General features: G+C 71.4%; 19 protein-coding genes. 9 read left to right on the top strand and 10 right to left on the bottom strand.

Annotated features, from left to right (window positions below; translation table 11 throughout):
- Window positions 1–25 precede the first annotated feature (25 nt).
- Both Bra3105_RS08055 and Bra3105_RS08050 read left to right on the top strand, forming a co-directional pair.
- On the top strand, window positions 26–1024 hold the full coding sequence (locus Bra3105_RS08055) for a class I SAM-dependent methyltransferase (protein ID WP_228359366.1): 999 nt from the start codon (window positions 26–28) through the stop codon (window positions 1022–1024).
- Window positions 1021–1725, top strand: a complete 705-nt coding sequence (locus Bra3105_RS08050) for a hypothetical protein (RefSeq protein ID WP_228359365.1) — start codon at window positions 1021–1023, stop codon at window positions 1723–1725. Before Bra3105_RS08055 ends, Bra3105_RS08050 begins: the two co-directional genes overlap by 4 nt.
- 37 nt (window positions 1726–1762) lie before the next feature.
- Here the strand turns inward: Bra3105_RS08050 and Bra3105_RS08045 are convergent, their stop codons facing one another.
- Window positions 1763–2440, bottom strand: coding sequence for a DUF6318 family protein (locus Bra3105_RS08045; RefSeq protein WP_228359364.1), 678 nt, complete (start codon window positions 2438–2440; stop codon window positions 1763–1765).
- Window positions 2441–2822: 382 nt separating this feature from the next.
- On the opposite strand from Bra3105_RS08045, the gene Bra3105_RS08040 reads away from it, so the two are divergent.
- The 5 genes from Bra3105_RS08040 to Bra3105_RS08020 all read left to right on the top strand — a co-directional run bounded on the left by Bra3105_RS08040 (window position 2823) and on the right by Bra3105_RS08020 (window position 9629).
- Window positions 2823–4559: an ABC transporter ATP-binding protein gene (locus tag Bra3105_RS08040; RefSeq protein ID WP_228359363.1), complete on the top strand. Its 1737-nt coding sequence runs from the start codon at window positions 2823–2825 to the stop codon at window positions 4557–4559.
- Window positions 4556–6757: an ABC transporter ATP-binding protein gene (locus tag Bra3105_RS08035; RefSeq protein ID WP_228359362.1), complete on the top strand. Its 2202-nt coding sequence runs from the start codon at window positions 4556–4558 to the stop codon at window positions 6755–6757. Before Bra3105_RS08040 ends, Bra3105_RS08035 begins: the two co-directional genes overlap by 4 nt.
- A 90-nt stretch (window positions 6758–6847) precedes the next feature.
- Window positions 6848–7780, top strand: coding sequence for a transporter substrate-binding domain-containing protein (locus tag Bra3105_RS08030; protein WP_228359361.1), 933 nt, complete (start codon window positions 6848–6850; stop codon window positions 7778–7780).
- Window positions 7777–8754 carry an amino acid ABC transporter permease gene (locus Bra3105_RS08025; protein ID WP_228359360.1) on the top strand — a complete coding sequence of 326 codons (978 nt, stop codon included), beginning with the start codon at window positions 7777–7779 and terminating at the stop codon, window positions 8752–8754. The genes Bra3105_RS08030 and Bra3105_RS08025 overlap by 4 nt, the downstream gene beginning before the upstream one ends.
- Window positions 8754–9629: an amino acid ABC transporter ATP-binding protein gene (locus Bra3105_RS08020; RefSeq protein ID WP_228359359.1), complete on the top strand. Its 876-nt coding sequence runs from the start codon at window positions 8754–8756 to the stop codon at window positions 9627–9629. Before Bra3105_RS08025 ends, Bra3105_RS08020 begins: the two co-directional genes overlap by 1 nt.
- Here the strand turns inward: Bra3105_RS08020 and Bra3105_RS08015 are convergent.
- Together Bra3105_RS08015 and Bra3105_RS08010 are read right to left on the bottom strand one after the other, a co-directional pair.
- Window positions 9574–10311 (bottom strand): phosphatase PAP2 family protein, encoded by a 738-nt coding sequence (locus Bra3105_RS08015; protein ID WP_228359358.1) that lies wholly within the window; start codon window positions 10309–10311, stop codon window positions 9574–9576. The two genes, Bra3105_RS08020 and Bra3105_RS08015, sit on opposite strands and share 56 nt — an antisense overlap.
- A 100-nt stretch (window positions 10312–10411) precedes the next feature.
- Complete coding sequence (locus tag Bra3105_RS08010) at window positions 10412–11113, bottom strand: FadR/GntR family transcriptional regulator (protein WP_228359357.1); 702 nt, start codon at window positions 11111–11113, stop codon at window positions 10412–10414.
- A 293-nt stretch (window positions 11114–11406) separates the two neighbouring features.
- Between Bra3105_RS08010 and Bra3105_RS08005 the strand changes: the two genes are divergently transcribed.
- The gene (locus tag Bra3105_RS08005; RefSeq protein WP_228359356.1) at window positions 11407–12783 is read left to right on the top strand and encodes a GntP family permease; all 1377 of its coding nucleotides are present in this window, start codon (window positions 11407–11409) and stop codon (window positions 12781–12783) included.
- 75 nt (window positions 12784–12858) lie between these two features.
- Here Bra3105_RS08005 and Bra3105_RS08000 read toward each other — a convergent pair whose 3' ends face one another.
- The 7 genes from Bra3105_RS08000 to Bra3105_RS07970 form a co-directional block, all read right to left on the bottom strand.
- Window positions 12859–13464 (bottom strand): phosphatase PAP2 family protein, encoded by a 606-nt coding sequence (locus tag Bra3105_RS08000; protein WP_228359355.1) that lies wholly within the window; start codon window positions 13462–13464, stop codon window positions 12859–12861.
- Window positions 13465–13581: 117 nt separating this feature from the next.
- A complete protein-coding gene (locus Bra3105_RS07995; protein WP_228359354.1) occupies window positions 13582–14844 on the bottom strand; it encodes an LCP family protein in 1263 nt (420 codons plus the stop codon).
- A 162-nt stretch (window positions 14845–15006) separates the two neighbouring features.
- Window positions 15007–15933: a LysR family transcriptional regulator gene (locus Bra3105_RS07990; protein ID WP_228359353.1), complete on the bottom strand. Its 927-nt coding sequence runs from the start codon at window positions 15931–15933 to the stop codon at window positions 15007–15009.
- A gap of 21 nt (window positions 15934–15954) precedes the next feature.
- Window positions 15955–16974: an aldo/keto reductase gene (locus Bra3105_RS07985; protein ID WP_228359352.1), complete on the bottom strand. Its 1020-nt coding sequence runs from the start codon at window positions 16972–16974 to the stop codon at window positions 15955–15957.
- A gap of 10 nt (window positions 16975–16984) precedes the next feature.
- Window positions 16985–17530, bottom strand: a complete 546-nt coding sequence (locus Bra3105_RS07980; protein WP_228359351.1) for a GNAT family N-acetyltransferase — start codon at window positions 17528–17530, stop codon at window positions 16985–16987.
- Window positions 17531–17639: 109 nt separating this feature from the next.
- Window positions 17640–18716 (bottom strand): App1 family protein phosphatidate phosphatase, encoded by a 1077-nt coding sequence (locus Bra3105_RS07975; protein WP_228359350.1) that lies wholly within the window; start codon window positions 18714–18716, stop codon window positions 17640–17642.
- Complete coding sequence (locus Bra3105_RS07970) at window positions 18713–19249, bottom strand: GNAT family N-acetyltransferase (RefSeq protein WP_228359349.1); 537 nt, start codon at window positions 19247–19249, stop codon at window positions 18713–18715. Before Bra3105_RS07970 ends, Bra3105_RS07975 begins: the two co-directional genes overlap by 4 nt.
- A 122-nt stretch (window positions 19250–19371) precedes the next feature.
- Here Bra3105_RS07970 and Bra3105_RS07965 point away from each other — a divergent pair, with 122 nt between their 5' ends.
- On the top strand, window positions 19372–19947 hold the full coding sequence (locus Bra3105_RS07965; protein WP_228359348.1) for an arsenate reductase/protein-tyrosine-phosphatase family protein: 576 nt from the start codon (window positions 19372–19374) through the stop codon (window positions 19945–19947).
- The last annotated feature ends 32 nt before the right edge of the window (window positions 19948–19979 follow it).

Genomic DNA, 19979 nt, shown 5'->3' with positions numbered 1-19979 from the left:
GGTGGGCGTCTGGGACGATGAGCCCATGAGCGATCCCGCTGTCCCTCCGGTCTCCTCGCGGGACACTCCGCGCTTCGGCACGCGGGAGCGCCACCGGCAGCTGGGTGCGGCGTTCCAGGGTCAGGGCGGTGACTACGACCGCCTGCGTCCCGGATACCCGCCCGAGGTGCTCGATGCGATCCTCGCGGCGCTGCCATCGCACGACGGCGCGGTCGGCGCGGGCGGCGCGGGCGGCCCGGCCGGTGAGGCAGGAGAACCCGGTGCACCAGCAGGCGCCTCCGCTGGTGCGTCAGCGGGCACCACCCCGGGCGCGACTCCCGCCCACATCGCGGTCGACCTCGGCGCCGGGACCGGCAAGCTCTCCCTGCAGCTCGCGCGCCGCGGCCTCGACGTGATCGCCGTCGACCCCAGTCGCTCCATGCTCGAGACCGCGGAGCAGGCGTACGCCTCCATGGCCACGTCGGCCGACGGTCGCGGCGGGCCCGTCGACCCCGTCGACCCCGACGACCCCGCCGGCCCCATCGGCTCCCTGCGCGCCGTCCAGGCCTCCGCCGAGGACACCGGTCTCCCGGACGCGAGCGCCGATCTGGTGAGCGTCGCGCAGGCCTGGCACTGGTTCGACACCGAGGCCGCGGGAGCCGAGATCGCTCGGATCCTGGGACCGGGCGGCGTGCTGGCCCTGCTGTGGAACTCGCTCGACGTCCAGATCCCCTGGGTGCACCGCTATTCGCGCATCATGCACGCGGGGGACGTGTACCGCGACGACTTCTCGCCGCCGATCACCCCGCACTTCACGCTGCGCGAGCGGGTCGTGCAGCGCTGGGAGGACCCGCGCACCACGCACGAGCTCATCGACCTCGCCCGCACCCGCAGCTACGTCATCACCGCACCGCCCGAGCGGCGTGAGAAGGTGCTCGCGAACCTCGACTGGTACCTCCACGAGCACCTCGGCCATACCCCCGGCAGCGAGGTCGGCATGCCCTACCGCACTGACCTGTTCCTCTTCGCGGCCGAGGACGCATGAGCGCCCGTCGCGCCGCACGCCGGCACCGTGACGAGGTCGGTGAGGTGCTCGCGGTCCACGCGGATCGTCCCGGTCCGCTCGTGATCGGAGTGTTCGTGCTGGTCTGGGTGGTGTTCTCCGGCCTGACTCTCATCAATCCCGGCGAGAGCGTCGTGCTCGCCGTGGCGCCCGCCCTCGCGTTCGCGATCATCTTCGGCCTGATCCTGCTGTTCATCAGCGGGGAGAGGCTGGTGGTGTGCGAACGGGGGATCGTGGTCGGCAGCTGCGCGCCGGGTCTGCGCCCGTACGTGATCCCCTCGGACCAGATCGTCCCGGGCAGCGTGGTCCCCGTGACGGGCGCCCGGCGGTACGTGGCCGAGACCGGGACCGGCGGCTTCCCGCAGTCGACCGTGCGCCGGTCCGCCTGGACCCGCCGCGGCATCCACTTCGTGGGGCCCTCGCCGAAGCAGGCGCGCCGCCACCGTGCAGTGCTGGCGCCGCTGCAGGATCCTCCGCCGCGCTCGATCGACGGCCGCTGGGTCTGGTTCGCCGGCACGGGGCCGACCCCGCCCGAGCAGGTCACCGCGCAGATCGCCCGCGCAGCCGAGGCGAGCGGTCAGCGCGAGCTGGCGAGGGCCGCTGCGGCCGAGCCCGCGCGCGAGCTCACCGGCAATCGCGGGGACGCGGCGCGCCAGCTCCCCGGGTTCCCGCAGGCGCGCTGACCCAGCCGGCCGCGCTGCCTCAGCCTGCCGCGCTGACTCAGCCGGCCGCGCCGCCGCCGTCGGAGGCGCCGGTCCCGCTCGCGCCGTCGGCACCGGTGATCGACATGTCGCCGACCTTCCACTGCTTCCCGTCCCAGTTCAGCTTCATCTGCATCTCGCCGCTGAATCCGTCGACGTCCTGCGCCTCCTTGTTCGGGTCGTCGACGATCGTGGCGTCCTTCTGGGTGACCTCGAGGGTGAGCGTGCCGCTGGTGGGCGGGTCGCCGGCCCCGTCGAAGCTCGCGGACTTCACGGTGAACTCGCCGCCCACCTGGTATCCGTTCTGGTCATGGAGCTGGGTGGCGTTGGAGAGGAACGACGTGCAGACCTCGCAGTTCGAGTCGACCACCTTCATCCAGCCGTCGGTGTCGCCCGTGGCCATCATGTAGGCGTAGGACTCGAGCAGATAGGTGCCGACGGAGGTGGCGCCGTCGTCCGACTGGTCGGTGATCGCCGAGGTCGGCAGCTTCGGGCCGGACGTGGGGGAGGGGCTCGGCTGGGACGACGGGTCGACCGCGGGGCGCGTGTCCTGGGCGGTCGCGCTCGCCGTGGCGGAGGAGGCGTCGGTCGTCCCGTTGCTGCGGCCGAAGACCTGCGCGAGGCCCACCGCGCCGAAGGGGATCACCAGGGCGATGGCCGCCACGATGATGATGATCTGCTGCATCCGTCTGCTCACGCAGGCCAGGGTAGAGGTCCGGCCTGGACGCGCGGGGATCCGGCCCGGACGCGCGGATCCGACCCCGACGCGCGGGGATCCGGCCCGGACCCGCTGATCCGACCCCGACGCGCGGGGATCCGGCCCGAACACGGGCATTCGGCCGGGACGCGCGAGGATCAGCCGATCGGCGGATGTGCGCGGAGGGCGTCGCGGGGGAGACTCGGCCGTCATGGGCGGCGCGCGCTCCGCCCACCGATCGACGTCATCCCGCGGCGTTCCACCCTCGGCGGAATCCGCCCGATTGCGCCCGAATCCCATGGACCGTGCGCACGGGTCGACGTAGGCTTCACCGCGCAGTCCGCGCGCCCCCGGACCGCACCGCATCTGCCCAAGGACCTCTGTGACTCTGCTGCGACTCGTGCTCGCGGCCGCCCGCCGGTACTGGACCCTGATCATCATCGTCGTGATCTTCCAGCTGCTCGGAGTGCTGGCCAACCTCTACCTGCCCACGCTGAACGCCGACATCATCGATGACGGCGTCGCCCAGGGCGACATCCCGACGATCTGGCGCCTGGGCGGCTGGATGCTCGCGGTGACCTTCGCGAACATCGTCGCCGTGGTCGTCGCGAACTACGCGGCCGCCCGCGCGGCCATGAGCATCGGCCGCGACCTGCGCAGCCGCGTCTTCGACCAGGTCGCCACCTACTCCGCGCACGAGATGAACGAGTTCGGGGCCGCCTCGCTGATCACCCGTTCCACGAACGACGTGCAGCAGGTCCAGATGCTCGTCTTCTTCTCGATGCAGTTCCTGGTGCAGGCGCCCATCACGGGCATCGGCGGCATCGTCCTCGCGCTGCGCGAGGAGGCCGGGCTGGCCTGGCTGATCGCGGTGATGGTGCCGCTGATGCTGGTCTCCGTCGGCTTCCTCATCGCCCGTGCGGCACCGCTGTTCCGCGTGATGCAGGAGCGGATCGACGCGATCAACAAGGTGCTGCGCGAGCAGATCACCGGCATCCGCGTCCTGCGCGCCTTCACCCGCGAGGACTTCGAGCGCGAGCGCTACGAGGGCGCCAACGAGGCCCTCACGGACACCAACCGCCGCGTGGGCCTGCTGATGATCCTCATCAACCCGATCATCATGTTCCTGCTGCAGGTCTCCAGTGTGCTCGTGCTCTGGTTCGCGGCGCCGCGCGTGGAGTCGGGGACCATGCAGGTCGGGTCGATCACCGCGTTCATCGCCTACCTGATCCAGATCCTCATCGCGGTGATGATGGCGACCTTCATGACGATGATGATCCCGCGCGCCATGGTCTCCGCCGAGCGCATCGACGCCGTGCTGACCACCGAGACCTCCGTGACGGTGCCCGAGCGCGGCGTCACCGAGGTGCACGGCCGCGGCGACCTCGCCTTCGAGAACGTCTCCTTCACCTACCCGGGCGCCGAGAACAACGTGCTCACGGACATCGACTTCACCGCCCGCGCAGGGCAGACCGTCGCGATCATCGGCGGCACCGGCTCCGGCAAGACCACCCTGCTCAGCCTCGTGCCGCGGCTGATGGACGCGACCTCCGGCAGCGTGAGGGTCGACGGGGTCGACGTGCGCGAGCTGGACCCGCAGGTGCTCTGGGACCGCATCGGCCTGGTGCCGCAGCGCCCCTACCTCTTCTCCGGAACGGTCGCGACGAACCTCCGCTTCGGGCGACCCGACGCGACCGACGAGGAGCTCTGGCACGCGCTCACCGTCGCCCAGGGACGCGACTTCGTCGCCGCCATGCCCGACGGGCTCGACTCGCCGATCGCCCAGGGCGGCACGAACGTCTCCGGCGGTCAGCGCCAGCGCCTGTGCATCGCCCGCGCGCTGGTCGCCCGGCCGGAGATCTACCTTTTCGACGACTCCTTCAGCGCCCTCGACCTCACCACGGACGCCCGCCTGCGGGCGGCGCTCGCGCCGGAGACCCGCGACGCGCTGAAGGTGATCGTCGCCCAGCGCGTCACCACCATCACCTCGGCCGATCTGATCCTGGTGCTCGAGCACGGGAGGGTCGTCGGCTCCGGCACCCATGCCGAGCTGCTCGAGAACAACGAGACCTATCAGGAAATCGTCCGCTCCCAGGGCGCCGAGGAGGTGGTCGCATGAACGCCGACGACACGACGAACACGCCGACCCCGCCCCACGGCGCCGACTTGCCCGACGGCGTGACTCCGGCCGACGGCGCGACCCAGGCGGACGGCGCCGACTCACCCGACGGCGCGCGCACCGCGCCCGCTCCCGCGTCCGCGAAGCCCGCGGGCGACGAGGCCGGCGAGGCCGCGGAGATCGAGGCCGAGAAGAGCGCCGAGCGCGGGCTGCGCCCGGGTCAGAGCGCGAAGAACTTCTGGCCCTCGGCGCTGCGGCTGATCCGCACCATCGGGCCCGAGAAGATGTACGCGATCCTGGGGATCGCGCTCGGCGTGATCGGCGTGGGCCTGGCCGTCGTCGGCCCGAAGATCCTGGGCCGCGCGACGGACATCGTCTTCTCCGGAGCGATCTCGAAGCAGCTGCCCGCGGGAGCGACGAAGGCGCAGATCATCGAGGGCCTGCGCGCGCAGGGCAACGACACCTACGCAGACCTGCTCGCGGGCATGGACCTCACCCCCGGCCAGGGCATCGACTTCGCGGCCCTGCACCAGGTGCTGTGGTTCGTGGTCGGGATCTACGTGGTCGCGAGCCTGTTCCAGTGGCTGCAGGGCGTGATGCTGAACCGCATCATCTTCCGGATGGTCTACCGCCTGCGCCGCGAGGTCGAGGAGAAGCTGCACCGTCTGCCGCTGTCCTACTTCGACCGCCAGCGACGCGGCGAGATCCTCTCCCGCGTCACCAACGACATCGACAACATCCAGAACACCCTCATCAACACGCTGACCGGCCTGGTCAACGCGCTGCTGACGGTGCTCGGCGTGATCGTCATGATGCTGACGCTGTCCTGGCAGCTCACCCTCATCGCCCTGTGCGTGATCCCGCTGGCCGCGGTGATCACGGCCATCGTCGGCAAGCGCTCCCAGAAGCTGTTCCAGCAGCAGTGGGACGCGACCGGCAAGGTCAACGCCGAGGTCGAGGAGGCCTTCAGCGGCCACGAGCTCGTCAACGTCTTCGGCCGACGCCAGGAGGCGTCCCGCAGCTTCGAGGCCCGCAACGGCGAGATGTACAAGGCGTCCTTCGGCGCCCAGTTCGTCTCCTCCCTCATCGGCCCGCTGATGATGTTCGCCGGGAACCTCACCTACGTCGCGATCGCGATCGTGGGCGGCCTCAAGGTGATCGGCGGCGACATGTCGCTGGGCAGCGTGCAGGCGTTCATCCAGTACTCCCGTCAGTTCACGCAGCCGCTCAGCCAGGTCGCCTCGATGGCCACGATGCTGCAGTCCGGCGTGGCCAGCGCCGAGCGCGTCTTCGAGCTGCTCGACGCCGAGGAGCAGACCCCGGACTCGGCCCGCGACGAGGCCGGCAACCCGGACCCGACCTCGCTGGACGCCGCCTCGCGGATCCGCGAGGGCCGCGTCGAGTTCGACCACGTGCGCTTCTCCTACACGCCCGAGCGCGAGCTCATCCGCGACCTCTCGCTGGTCGCCGAGCCCGGGCATACGGTCGCGATCGTGGGGCCGACGGGCGCGGGCAAGACGACGCTCGTGAACCTCGTGATGCGCTTCTACGAGATCGACGGCGGCCGCATCACGATCGACGGCATCGACATCCGCGACCTCACCCGCACCCAGCTGCGCGAGCGCACCGGCATGGTCCTCCAGGACACCTGGCTGTTCAACGGCACGATCATGGAGAACATCCGCTACGGGCGCCTGGACGCGAGCGACGAGGAGGTCATCGAGGCCGCGAAGGCCACCCACGTCGACGACTTCGTGTGCCACCTGCCCGACGGCTATGAGACGGTCCTGGACTCCGAGGCCTCGAACGTGAGCGCGGGGGAGAAGCAGCTGCTGACCATCGCCCGCGCGTTCCTCGCCCGGCCCAGCCTGCTGATCCTGGATGAGGCCACCTCGAGCGTGGACACCCGCACCGAGCTGCTCGTGCAGAACGCGATGAACCGCCTGCGCTCGGGCCGCACCTCCTTCGTGATCGCCCACCGGCTCTCCACGATCCGCGACGCGGATCTGATCCTGGTGATGGAGGCCGGTGACATCGTCGAGCAGGGCACGCACGACGAGCTGCTCGAGGCGAACGGCGCCTACGCGCGGCTGTACCGCTCGCAGTTCGAGGGCGCGATGGCCGATCCCGACGCCGAGGAGGAGCAGGGCGAGCCCGTTCCCGCCGGCGGCGGTGGCGGGGGCATGCCGGGGATGTGAGCGATCGACGGGGCCGCGCGGTGCGCGGCCCCGTGTGCCCCACACCCCACGAATTTGTCATCATGCATACCTCTGCATAAACTTCCATTCGTGTTCCCGTCACCCCGGCCCCGCAGACGCACCCTGCTGCGCGCGCTGCCCCTCGCCCTCGGCGCCGCGGTCGCCGTGCCCGCCCTCGGCGGCTGCACCCACGCCTCCGAGCGCCTGGACGCCGAGACCGACGCGATCCCCGACATCGACCTCTCGACGATCCAGAAGCAGGACGACCTCGCCGACCTCGTCCCGAAGGACGTCCGCGAGCGCGGCATCCTCGTCAACGGCGCGGCGCTGAACTACGCGCCCGGCGAGTTCGTCGGCTCGGACGGCGGGGCCGTGGGCATCGACATGGACATCCTCAGCGGCATCGGCAAGGTGCTGGGGCTGGACACGCGCACCGAGTCCGCGGTGTTCGCGCAGATCATCCCCTCGATCGGCTCGAAGTACGACGTCGGGATCTCGAGCTTCACCATCGACCCGGACCGCCTGAAGCAGGTCTCGATGGTCTCCTACTTCTCCGCCGGCATGTCCTACGCGGTGAAGAAGGGCAACCCCTACGACATCGACCCGCCGGACCTGTGCGGCGCCCGCGTCGCCCATCAGGTCGGCACCTACATGGACGACGTCGTCGCCGAGCGCGACGCCGCCTGCCGGAAGGACGGCGGCAAGGGCGTCATCGACCAGCCCTACGTGGGCAACGCCGACGCCGCGACCGCCGCCGCCGGCGGCAAGGCCGACGTCCTCATCGGCGACTCACCGGTGGTCGCCTACGCGATCGAGAAGTCCCGCGGGACCCTCGAGCAGGTGGGCGACATCGAGGACGCGGCCCTGTACGGGATCGTCGTCTCCAAGGACCAGCCCGAGCTCGCGGAGGCGATCCGCGGGGCGGTCCAGCACCTCATCGACACCGGCGCCATGCACGACATCCTCGATGCCTGGGGCAACGCCGCAGGCATGATCAAGACCTCGGAAGTGGACCCGCAGTGAGCACCACACAGCCCTCGCCCGCGCCCGCCGACCCGATCCCGGGCCGCATCCGCGCCAAGCGCAGCCCGCGCCCGGGCACCTGGATCAGCGCCGTCATCGTGGTGCTGCTGGTGCTCGCGCTCGCGAACTTCCTGGTCACCAACACCGTCTTCGACTGGGGCACGGTCGCCACGTACATCCTGGACGTGAAGGTCGTCCAGGGCGTGGGCTGGACGCTGCTGATCACTGTGCTCTCGATGGTGCTGGGCACGGTGATCGCGCTGACCGCGGCGATCATGCGCCGCAGCGAGAACCCGGTGCTGCGCGGCGTCTCGTGGGCCTACATCTTCGTCTTCCGCGGCACCCCGGTGTACACCCAGTTGGTGTTCTGGGGTCTGTTCACGGTGATCGTCCCCAAGATCGCGCTGGGCATCCCCTTCGGCCCGGAGTGGTTCTCCTTCTCCACCCGCGACTACTTCCCGGCGTTCTGGGCGGCCGTCGTGGGCCTCGGTCTCAACGAGGGCGCCTACCTCGCCGAGATCATCCGCTCGGGCCTGAACTCCGTGGACAAGGGCCAGAGCGAGGCGTCGAAGGCGCTGGGCATGGGCAACGGGCAGATCCTGCGGCGCATCATCATCCCGCAGGCCATGCGCGTGATCGTGCCGCCGCTGGGCAACGAGACCATCGGCATGCTCAAGACCACCTCGCTCGTGCTCGCCGTGCCCTTCACGCTGGACCTCACCTTCGCGACCAACGCGATCGCGAACAAGCTCTACGCGCCGATCCCGCTGCTGGTCGTCGCCGCGATCTGGTACCTCGCGATCACGAGCGTGCTGATGGTGGGCCAGTACTACCTCGAGCGCTACTTCGGCCGCGGCTTCGACGACCGCCCCGGCGGCGCCGGTCCGGCGAAGCGCGGGCGGCGCGCCCGCCAGCGGGCCGTGAACAGCGCCTCGACGACCCCCAAGAACTCCCTCCCGGAGGTGGAGCTGTGATGAGCCAGGACCCCCGGAACACCCATCGGGCCGACGCGCCGGGCGATCAGTCGAGCGCCGCTTTGTCGAGCACCGCCCCGTCGGACCGCGCCGCCCCCGCCGAGGGCCCTGCCCTCATCGCGCTCGAGGGCGTGCACAAGGCCTTCGGCGACCTGCACGTGCTCAAGGACTGCGACCTGCGCGTGGCCGAGGGCGAGGTGGCTGTGCTCATCGGCCCCTCGGGCTCGGGCAAGTCCACGCTGCTGCGCTGCATCAACCAGCTCGAGGAGCCCACGGCGGGCCGCGTGCGCATCGCCGGCGTCACCCAGGGGTACGCCGAGGAACCGCTGCCCGACGGCCGCTGGCAGAAGCTCTCGCCCCAGCAGATCGCGCGCCAGCGGGCCCGCATCGGCATGGTCTTCCAGCGCTTCGACCTGTTCCCACACATGACGGCCCTGCAGAACGTCATGGAGGCGCCCGTGCACGTGCTGGGCCGCCCCAAGGCGCAGGCCGAGAAGGACGCGCTCGCGCTCCTCGAGCGCGTGGGCCTGGCCGATCGCGCCGAGCACTACCCCTCGGAGCTCTCCGGCGGCCAGCAGCAGCGGGTGGCGATCGCCCGCGCGCTCGCTATGGAGCCCGAGCTCATGCTCTTCGACGAGCCGACGTCGGCCCTGGACCCCGAGCTCGTGGCCGAGGTCCTCACCGTGCTCAAGGAGCTCGCCGAGGGCGGCATGACCATGGTCGTGGTGACCCACGAGATGGGCTTCGCCCGCGAGGTCGCCGACCAGGTCGTCTTCATGGCCGACGGGCAGATCCTCGAGCAGGGGAGCCCCGAGCAGGTCATCGACCACCCGCAGTCGGATCGTCTGCAGGGATTCCTCGCCTCCGTGCTCTGAGCGACGGGGTCCGGCCGCGCTCGCGGCTCCCGCTCGCGGCACCGCCGACCGCTCCGCCGGCCGCTCCGACGGCCGTGACGAGGAGGAGCGAACCGAGCACGTCGCTGGGGCGGTGCCATCCGTAGTGGACGAGCTCGAAGGCGGCCGCGGTGAGCACGAGGAAGGCGACGACCGCGAAGGCGCCGCGCACCGCGCGGGGGAGCACGATCCACAGGGCCAATGCCACCGACCCGAAGGCGATCATGTGCCCGCTGGGGAAGGAGTTGCCCTGATCGGTCGCGATCGCATCACGCCCCAGCACGAAGCCCTTCAGCACCTGTCCCAGCACGTTGCAGGCGGCCAGGATCATGAAGGCGCGCACGCCCAGCATCGCCCGGTCCCGCGTCGCGGCGATCAGGAGCACCACCGCGCTGCTCAGCATCAGCGAGGGCACGGAGACGGCGCTCAGCAGGGCGGGAGACCCGTGCGTCTCCAGCATCCGCAGGATGCCGAGGTCCAGCTGCACGGCAGGCCGGTACCACCCCGAGAGCCGGTAGAGGACGAAGAACATCCCGGTCGCGATCACGGCCACCAGGAGGCGGAAGGCCATCTGTCGACGGTCCCCGTCGAGAGGGCGCGCTCGGGTCATGCCGCGCGTGAGGTCCGCGGTCAGGGTCTGCGAGTCCTGTTCCGTGGTGAGCACGCCCCGATGATGGCATCGCGGTCCGTGCGCCTGGAGGGGTCGGTGGGATCTCGCACACGCCCTTCCCAGCAAGCATCTGCAGGTGAGAGCGTCGCGGCGCTTAGCCGTCCGTCCGGCTCACCTCACCCCACACGGTGCGCATGTGCGAGCGGGAGCAGCGCTCGGCGGCCTCGGCGTCGCCGTCGGCGACCGCGAGCGCGACCCGCATGTGCTCCTCGAGCGTGCCCTCGACGGGCAGCGGGGGAGTGAGGCCCAGGCGGTTGCGGCCCTCGAGCACCGCGCGCACCGGCCGGGCGAGCGCCGTGAGCTGCGGGTTGCCCGAGGCGGCGAGCAGCAGGTCGTGGAAGGCGACATCGGCCTCGAGGTAGTCGTCGGAATCGCCCAGTCCCCGCCCTCCCAGGTCCACGAGCCGATCGGCCAGACGCCGCAGCTCGGCGCACTGACGGGAGTCGGCACGGCGTGCGGCGAGGTGCGCGGCCATGGGCTCGGCGGCCACGCGCAGCTCGGCGAGCGCCTCGAGCTGGCGCTGACGGAAGGGGCCGGCGAGGTTCCAGTCGATCAGGCGCGGGGAGAACGCGTCCCAGCTGCTGCGCGGCTGCACCGTAATGCCCACGCGCCGACGCGAGGCGACCATCCCCAGGGTCTCGAGCACGCGCACGGCCTCCCGGGCCACGGTCCGCGAGGCCTCGCAGTCCTTCTCGATGCCCGACAGCGTGAGCACCGCCCCCTCGGGGAGCCGGCCATCGGCGATGCGCCGACCCAGGTCGTCGAGCACTCCGGCATGCATGTCCGTCGAGGTCATGGCGATTCCTTCATCATCGAGGGCTGCGCGGGCTCCGCACGGTGCGGCGGGCGGAGGGGGAGACGCGGATCGGCCGACGATCCGGGCGGCCCAGCGCCCCGCGCAATAGTGCTACCTTAACGCGCGAAAAGTAGTACCTTTGAAGTCGGGTGTCCGACGGACGCCGCCGGTTGCCAGGGGCGCGCTTCGCTTTGAGCCGCGCGCGCCGCATCGTGCCGCGAGCGTCCCATCGCCGCCCGTCCGATCACCCCGCTTCCACCCTGCTTCCCACTCGCATTCAACGGAGAATCCCCATGGACAACTGGACCCAGACCCTGGGTGCCGGACCGCTCCTCGGCATCGCCGCGGTCGCCGTCGCGCTCATCCTGTTCCTGGTCATCAAGGTGAGACTGCATGCCTTCCTCGTGCTGGTCATCGTCTCGCTGCTGACGGCCCTGGCCACGGGCATCCCCTCCGGCGCGATCATCGAGACCCTCGTCGACGGCTTCGGCTCGACGCTCGGATCCGTCGCCCTGCTCATCGGCTTCGGCGCCGTGCTGGGCCGCCTCATCGAGTCCAGCGGCGGCGCCAAGGTGATCGCCGAGAAGATGGTCGCCGTCTTCGGCGAGAAGCGCGCCGCCTTCGCCCTGGGCCTGACCTCCCTGGTCCTGGGCTTCCCGATCTTCTTCGACGCGGGCCTCGTGGTCATGCTGCCGATCATCTTCGCGGTCGCCCGGCGCCTCGGCGGGAAGAACCTGCTGCTGTACGGGCTGAGCTCCGCCGCGGCGTTCTCCGTGATGCACGTGTTCGTGCCGCCGCACCCCGGCCCCGTCGCCGCGAGCGACTTCTTCGGCGCGAACCTGGGCGTCGTGCTGCTGGTCGGCCTGATCATCGCCTTCCCCGTCTGGTACGTCTCCGGCTACCTGTGGGCGAAGTTCGTCAACGCGCGCACGCCGCTGCTCGTGCCCGACCTCTTCGGCACCGATGACGACCAGCCGGCCGTTCCCCCGCGGGCCTCCACCGTGCTCGCCGTCGTGGCGCTCCCGCTCGTGCTGATCCTGCTCAACACGGGCCTGGACGCGCTGGGCACCGCGAAGGTCGTCGACGCCGACGCCGCCTGGGTGCAGGCCCTGCGCCTGGTCGGCGAGTCGCCCGTCGCCCTGCTGATCACCGTGCTGGTGGCCATGCTCGTGCTCGGGAAGTTCCGTGGGCAGGACGGCTCGGCGCTCGAGAAGCTCGTGGACACGACCCTCGGCCAGGTCGCCTCGGTCATCCTCATCACCGGCGCCGGCGGCATGTTCGGCGGCGTGCTGCGCGCCTCCGGCATCGGCGACGCGCTCGCCTCGACCCTCGACTCCTGGGGCATGCCCGTCATCTTCGCCGCGTACGTCATCGCCCTCGCCCTGCGCCTGGCCCAGGGCTCGGCGACGGTCGCTCTCGTGACCACGGCGGGCCTGCTCTCCCCGGCCGTGATGGCCGGTGGTTACGGCGCGATCGACACCGCCGCGATCACCCTCGCGGCCGCCGCGGGCTCCGTCTTCGCCGGGCACGTGAACGACTCCGGCTTCTGGCTCGTCGGCCGCCTCATGGGCATGGACGTGAAGACCACGCTGAAGACCTGGACCGTCCAGCAGGGCATCGAGTCCGTGGTCGGCTTCGCCTTCGTCCTCGCCGTCTACGCGATCTTCTGACCTCGGCGGCTCGGCGGCTCGGCGGCTCGGCCGTCGGCCGTCGCCCGCGGGGCTCAGGCGCCTCGCCCGCGGGGCTCAGGCGCCGGGCGGAAGGACCGGCTCGGGGCGATCATCGTCCTCGGTCCCGCGCGACCCGCCGCCGAGCACGCCGACGGCGGTGACCAGCAGCAGCGAGCCGATCACGTCGCTGGGGCGGTGCCATCCGTAGTAGACGAGCTCGAAGGCGACCAGGCACAGCACGATCGCGGCGATCACGGTGAACGCCCTGCGCATGCGCCGCGGCAGCACGATCCGCAGGGCGAGCGCGACCGAGGCGAAGGCGATCATGTGGCCGCTGGGATAGGTGTTGTCCACCATGAGCACGATCGAGTCGCGGTGCAGCACGACCTTCTTCAGCAGCTGCCCGAGCACGTTGCACAGGGCCAGCAGGGCGAAGGCGCGCAAGCCGTCCATGGCGCGGCCGCGACGGATGCCGATCGCGATCACGACGATGCTGCACAGGATCAGCCATGGCACCGAGACGATCCACAGCAGTGCCGGATTGCCGTCCGTCCGCAGCGAGGTGAGCATGCGGATGTCGAGCGACTCCGTGGGCCCCACCCACCCCGAGAGGTAGAAGACCAGCAGGAAAAGGGCGAGCGAGACCCCCGCGATGAGCCAGCGGACGGGGGAAATGCGCATTTTCCGATCATCCCACCGCGGTCGCTGAGAACCCCCGTCGCGGTGGCCTCAGCCACAGGCCCGACGGGTCACGGCCGGGTGACGGGGTTGCCGGAGCGGACGGCACGCGAGCGGGGATCACTCGCACTGGATGCTCCCGGAGGCCGAGGTCGAGGTCGAGGTCGACGTGGTCGACGGGTCGCCCGACGAGGGGCCGCTCGACGACGGAGAGCTCGACGCCCGAGGGCTGGACGACGGAGAGCTCGTCGACGGGGTGTCGGACGACGGGGAATCTGACGCCGACGACGTCGCCTTCGTCCCCTCCCCGGTGGCGTGCTCGCTCGAGCCCTCGTCGGACAGCGACGCGAAGACCGCGGCGGCCTTCGCGGAGGGGACCACCCGATTCGGGTCCGACGGGGCGGGGGACCACGGCATGGTCTCGACGGTGATGCTGTCCGAGGGGACGCGTGCGAAGCGCGAGGCCAGCGAGGTCATTCCGGGGATCGAGCCCAGCTGGTCGTCGACCGTGAGGGCGGAGGAGGTCGCCTGCAGGAACGGGTACAGGCGGTCGGGCCGTGTCAGCAGGTTCCTGCTCTCCGCGCGCTGCATGATCGCCTTCATGACCTGCTGCTGGTGATCGAGACGGGCGATGTCGCTGCCGTCGCCGACGGCGTGCCGGGTACGGGCGAGGGCGAGCGCCTGGCGGCCGTCGAGCGTCTGGCGGCCCGCCGGCAGGTCGAGATCGGCGGCCGAGTCGTGCAGCGCCTCGGGCAGGCACACGGGGAGTCCGTCCAGGGCGTCGACGATCGCGGCGAATCCAGCGAAGTCCACCTCCACGAAGTGGTCCACGTGCACGCCCGTCAGGGACTCGACGGCCGCGACCGAGCAGGCGGGACCGTAGTTCAGCACGGAGTTGATCATGCCGCGGCCGCCCGCGAAGGACCTCTCCCCGGTGTCCGCGCAGGCGGGGAGGTCCATGAGGGTGTCACGAGGGATCTGGACCGCATGCACCGAGGAGTCGTCGGCGTTCAGGTGCGCCAGCAGGATCGAGTCGCTGCGCGCCGTGGAGTCCTTCTCGTCCGCCTCGCCCACGCGCGAGTCCGAGCCGAGCACCAGGATGTTCACCGATCCGTCGTCGCTCGCCGAGTCCTGCGCGGCCGGTCCGGCGTGCAGAGGGGCGACGGTGAGCCCGCTGCGCAGGGTCTGCGCGGGCACGAGGATCAGGGCCACCAGGGACAGCGCGGCGAGTCCGGCGAGGGCAACGATCGTGCGGCGCCGCCGCCTGCGCACGAGCACGCGCGTCCCGGCAGGGGAGAGGTGCGCCGGCCCGCGATGCAGCGTGCGCGTCGCTCCGCGGGTCGGGCCGGGGCGCGGGCTGCGGTCTGCATCTGGTGCGGGCATGGGACTCCTCGATCGTCGGGCACTCGCCGACGGTCACCCAAGCACCCCGCATCGATAGCGTCCAATAGCGGTCAGCACGGAAGTTATGCACTCAAGGTATGGATCCTGGTGGGCGGCCGGAGCGCTGACGCGGAGGGTGGACCGCGTCCCGGCGCGGTTGCCTCATACGTCGGCGGCGAGCGTCTCGAGGAAGGCGGAGAGCGCGGGCGTGCGCAGATGCTCCCGGCGGTGGAGGGCCACCACGGGACGCTGCACGTCGGAGGGCAGGTGCAGGCGTCGGGCGTCCGTCGTCGGGGAGCTCTCGGCGAGGTCCTCTGGGACGATGGTCAGGCCGTCGGAGGCGATCGCGAGGGTCACGAGGGCGTCCCGCTGGGTCGTGGTGATCACGCGCGGCGGGGTGACGCCCAGGCCGCGGAACACGGACTCGGTGACCTCGCGGATCGACGTCCCCTCCGGCAGGGTCACGAGCGTCCGCTCGGCGAGGTCACGCGCGCTCAGCATGCCCGGTGTCCCCGGTGTGCCCGGCGCGTCCTGCGCGCCCGACGCGTCCGGCTCGCGCGGGACCACGGCGAGGAAGGTCTGGGGCCTCAGCTCGAGAGCCTCCAGGTCCGGCGGGACGTGACCGGCGGCCGTGAGCGCGACGTCGGCCCGGCCGGTGCGCACCGACTCGACCAGCAGCTCGCGGTCCTCCTGCGCGAACACCTCGATCCGCACGTCCCGGTGCGCGCGGTGGAACGCGCCCAGGTGCCGCGGAAGGCGCGTCGCGACCAGCGAGGGGAGGCCGGCGGCGCGCAGCGTGCCGCTCAGGGCCCCGTCGGCCCCCGCCTCCTGGTGTCGGAGGTCCTCGAGATCCTGGAGGGTGCGGCGGGCCGTGTTCGCGACCCGTCGGCCCGCGTCGGTCAGCTGCATCTGCCGGCCGACGGGCAGGAACAGGCGCAGCCCGAGCGTCTCCTCGAGGCTGTGGATGCGCCGGGACAGGGAGGGCTGCGAGATGCCCAGGACCTGCGCGGCGACGGTGAACGAGCCCTCGTCGGCGACCGCGAGCACCGCCTCCAGCTGGGGGAGGGTGAGGGCGCCGGACCCGCTCACCGCCGCGTGCTCACTCAGTGCTCACTTCCGCCCGGTGCCGTCGACCGCGAACTCGTCGATCGCGGCGAGCTCGGAATCGGTGAACTCGACGCCGCGGGCGGCCTCGACGTTCTGCTCGAGCTGCGTGGTGGACGAGGCGCCCACCAGCGCGGTCGCGACCTCCCGGTGGCGCAGCACCCAGGCGAGGGCCATCTGCGCGAGGCTCTGCCCGCGGGACTCGGCGATCCTCGCGAGGCCCCGCACGCGCTCCTGGTAGGTCTCGTCCTCGGTCTGGGTGGCGGAGAGGAACGGCGAGGCGCCCGCGGCGCGCGATCCCTGCGGCACGCCCTTGAGGTACTTGCTGGTCAGCAGCCCCTGCTGCAGCGGCGAGAACACCGCGAGACCGATGCCCAGGTCCGAGGCGGTCTCCAGCAGACCGTCCTCGACATGGCGGTTGAACATCGAGTACGAGGGCTGGTGGATGAGCAGCGGCACCCCGTGGCCCTCGAGGATGCGGGCGGCCTCGCGCGTGTGCTCGGGCGAGTAGTTCGAGATCCCGGCGTACAGCGCCTTGCCCGTGTGGACGGCGTGGGCGAGGGCGCCCATGGTCTCCTCGAGCGGGGTCTCGGGGGCCTCGCGGTGGTGGTAGAAGATGTCGACGTACTCCAGGCCCAGGCGATCCAGGGACTGGTCGAGCGAGCTCAGCAGGTACTTGCGCGAGCCGCCGTCGCCGTAGGGGCCGTCCCACATGAGGTAGCCGGCCTTCGTGGAGATGACCAGCTCGTCGCGGTGGCGGCCGAAGTCGCGGGCGAGGATCCGGCCCAGGTGGGACTCGGCGCTGCCGGGAGGCGGGCCGTAGTTGTTCGCCAGGTCGAAGTGGGTGATGCCCATGTCGAACGCGCGGCGCACGATCGCGGTCAGCGTGCCGGGGTCGCGGTCCTCGCCGAAGTTCTGCCAGAAGCCCAGCGAGATCGGCGGCAGGCGCAGGCCGGAGTCGCCGACCCGGCGGTAGTCGGTGCTCTCGTAGCGGTCGGGGGAGGGCGCGAAGGCCTCGTTGCTCATGGGGTCAAGCCTAGGCGAGCGCGCGCACCATGACCGCCATGTCGAGCCCCGGCACCTTGAGGTTCGCCGCGTCGCCCGCGAAGGGCACCACCTCGCCGGTCTCGACGAAGCCGTGCCGGGCGTACCAGGCCTGCAGCTCCGGGCGGGACTCGAGGACCCGCAGGTGCAGGGACGCGAGGCCCTCGTCGGCCCGGCGTCGCGCTTGCTCCTCCATGAGCGCGCCGCCCACGCCGCCGGCCTGCAGCGTCGGGTCGACCGCGAACAGGCCCAGCTCGGCGCTGTCGCCCTGCCGGTCGGTGTAGCAGCAGCCGACGATCGCGCCGTCGCGCTCGGCGACCAGCAGCAGGTGGGTGTCGTCCGCGATCGCAGCGCGCACGTCCTCGGCGTCGGTGCGGGCACCGCCCACGAGGTGCTCCTCGGTGGTCCAGCCGCCCTGCGTGCGATAGGCGAGGTTGACGACGCGGACGATGCCCTCGACATCGGTGAGGGTCGCCTCGCGGATCGACGGGGGTGCCGGGCGAGGGGCGGGTGCGGGCGTGGCGGCGGCGGTGGACACGGTGGTCAGGATCTCCTGCGGGGTGGGGTGCGGTCGGGGAGTGCGTCGGTCGGTTGGTGGTCAGCCGGTGGCCGGCCGACGGCCGGGGCGTCCTGGGCTCGCGGGCCTCTCACGGCACGATGCCCTCGCGGCGCAGGCTGTGGAGGAGGGCGTGGCCGTCGGCCCCCTGGACCCACACCACGGGCGAGTCGGCGGGCAGGTCGGGGTGGCGCCGGGCGCGGAGGCCGCTGGAGAGCACCTGCTCGGGCTCGGTGAGCTCGCGGATCGCGACGGCGGCGACGTTCTCGGGGTGCGCGCGGGCGAAAGCCGCGTAGATCGCCGGGTCGTGCTGCCCGTCGTCCCCGATGAGCAGCCAGCGGGCGTGCGGGAACTGCTCGACGAGCGTCTCCAGGGTGCGCTCCTTGTGGGCGCGGCCGGAGCGGAAGAAGCCGGTGTTCGTCGGCCCCCAGTCGGTGAGCAGCAGTGGGCCGTCGGGGTAGCCGTTCTTGTAGAGGAAGCGCTGGAGCACGGGGAACACGTTCCAGGCGCCCGTCGAGAGGTACACGAACGGGGCGGAGGTGTGCGCGCGTGCGATCCGCTGGTAGAGCATCGCCATGCCGGCGACGGCGCGGCGCGAGGTCTGAGGGATGACGAAGGCGTTCCAGAAGGCGAGCAGCGGCCGCGGGAGCCAGGTGACCACCACGGTGTCGTCGATGTCGCTGACCACGCCGAAGGCCTCGTCGGGGGAGTGGACGTGGACCTCGGCGGTCACGGTGTTCTCGGTCGTGGTCGCGATGCGGGCGATGTGCACGCCGGGCGGCAGGTCTGCGTCGAGCTCGACGTCCACGAGGCCCGAGCGGTCCGAGCGCACCGCGTACTCGCGCCCGTCGAGGTGGATGCGCACGTCCTGGTGCGGGGCGACCTGCGAGATGAAGCTGCGCCAGCCGCGGACCGCCATCGAGCGCATGTCCCATACGGGCTGGTCGTGGTAGTCGGCGGGGGCCGACGGCCGGGCCCACAGCACGCGCGCGATGATCCGCACGCGGCCGGGGGTGCCGAAGCCGGTGAACGGCTTGATCCGCAGCACCCAGCCCACGGTGTCGAGGACGCCGCTGACCACAGCGTTCTTGACGTTCTCGATCCGCGCCGACCAGTGCGGCTGCAGGCGCCCCTGCTGCGGGCCCGAGGGCTGAGGCGCGGGTGTCACACGCTGCGCGACATCTTGATCCAGGAGGAGCGGGGATCGTCCTCGACGACCTCCCAGCGGTCGCCCGTGTCGGTGAACCCGAGCGCCTCGTAGGTCTTGCGGGCGCCGGTGTTCTCGGGGCCGACGTACAGGGTGACCGTGTCGGCGCCGTCCTCTGCGGCCCAGGAGCAGACGCTCTGGGCGAGCTTCTGGGCGATGCCGCCCTTGCGGGCCTCCGGCGTGACCCACATGGCCTGCAGCTCGCGCTCGTTCTCGGGCGAGTCCGCCTCGTGGCGGCTGGCGACCACGGCGACAGGCTGCTCGTTCTCGACGGCGAGGAACCAGGCGGCGGCCTCGATGCGCTCGCGCCAGGCGGTGTCGTCGTAGGTGCTCTCGTGCTCCCAGGTCTGGCCGAAGGCCTCGGGATCGGTGCTCAGCGAACGAAGCCGGATCTCGCGGACGAGCGACCAGTCGTCCTCGCGTGCACGGATGATGTCGACCATGGTCTCCTCCGGTTCGTGGGTCAGCGTCGGGACGAGCGGTCCCGCGCTCACCCGTCAGGCATCCTACCTGCGCGGGGTGCGAGTACTGGAAGAGTCTCGACCCCAGGATCTCTCCCACCTTGCCATATCTCCGGATGGCCGCGCAGGCGTCATCGTGCTGTCACAATGTCGATGTGGCTGATTTCCGTGTCCTGACCGTGTGCACGGGGAACATGTGTCGTTCCCCCGCAGCGGCCGTCATCCTGCGGCAGGGGCTGGTCCAGGAGGGCCTGTCGGACCGCATCGACGTGGGATCGGCCGGCACCAGCTGGGACTCCGAGGGCATGCCGATGGACGACCGCACCGTGAAGGCCCTGGTGAGCGCAGGGTTCGAGGAGCCCTTCGATCACACCGCCCGCACGGTCCACCAGTCCGAGCTGGTCGGGTGGGACCTCGTGCTCGCGATGACCGCGGAGCATGCCGCGACGATGCGCCGCAAGGTCGATCAGATCCCCGAGGGCGAGCCGCGCCCGGACGTCCTGCTGTGGCGCCAGTTCGACCCCGTCGTCCCCGCGAACGCGCGCGAGGAGGACATGGCGGTGCCGGATCCCTGGTACGAGGGGCAGAAGGCCTTCGACCGCACGGTCCTGGGGATGATCCGCGCGATGCCCTCGCTCGTCCTCTACCTGCGCGTGCAGCTGGATGCCCTGGACAGCGCGAAGAAGCGCGCGGGCAGCAGCGAACGACGGACGCCGACGCACCGCGCCTGACGCGTCGTGCGGATGGTCGGACGCGGGCAGAG

Origin of the sequence: Brachybacterium halotolerans subsp. kimchii, assembly GCF_020792675.1 — a bacterium.
Taxonomy (GTDB): Bacteria; Actinomycetota; Actinomycetes; order Actinomycetales; family Dermabacteraceae; genus Brachybacterium; species Brachybacterium halotolerans.
This window is presented reverse-complemented; position numbering and strand designations above follow the sequence as displayed.

Excerpts from the sequence above, each read along its gene's own strand:
- Bra3105_RS08055 (WP_228359366.1), top strand. The coding sequence starts at position 26 with ATGAGCGATCCCGCTGTCCCTCCGGTCTCCTCGCGGGACACTCCGCGC.
- Bra3105_RS08050 (WP_228359365.1), top strand. The coding sequence starts at position 1,021 with ATGAGCGCCCGTCGCGCCGCACGCCGGCACCGTGACGAGGTCGGTGAG.
- Bra3105_RS08035 (WP_228359362.1), top strand. The coding sequence starts at position 4,556 with ATGAACGCCGACGACACGACGAACACGCCGACCCCGCCCCACGGCGCC.
- Bra3105_RS08020 (WP_228359359.1), top strand. The coding sequence starts at position 8,754 with ATGAGCCAGGACCCCCGGAACACCCATCGGGCCGACGCGCCGGGCGAT.
- Bra3105_RS08010 (WP_228359357.1), bottom strand. The coding sequence starts at position 11,113 with ATGACCTCGACGGACATGCATGCCGGAGTGCTCGACGACCTGGGTCGG.
- Bra3105_RS08005 (WP_228359356.1), top strand. The coding sequence starts at position 11,407 with ATGGACAACTGGACCCAGACCCTGGGTGCCGGACCGCTCCTCGGCATC.
- Bra3105_RS08000 (WP_228359355.1), bottom strand. The coding sequence starts at position 13,464 with ATGCGCATTTCCCCCGTCCGCTGGCTCATCGCGGGGGTCTCGCTCGCC.
- Bra3105_RS07995 (WP_228359354.1), bottom strand. The coding sequence starts at position 14,844 with ATGCCCGCACCAGATGCAGACCGCAGCCCGCGCCCCGGCCCGACCCGC.
- Bra3105_RS07985 (WP_228359352.1), bottom strand. The coding sequence starts at position 16,974 with ATGAGCAACGAGGCCTTCGCGCCCTCCCCCGACCGCTACGAGAGCACC.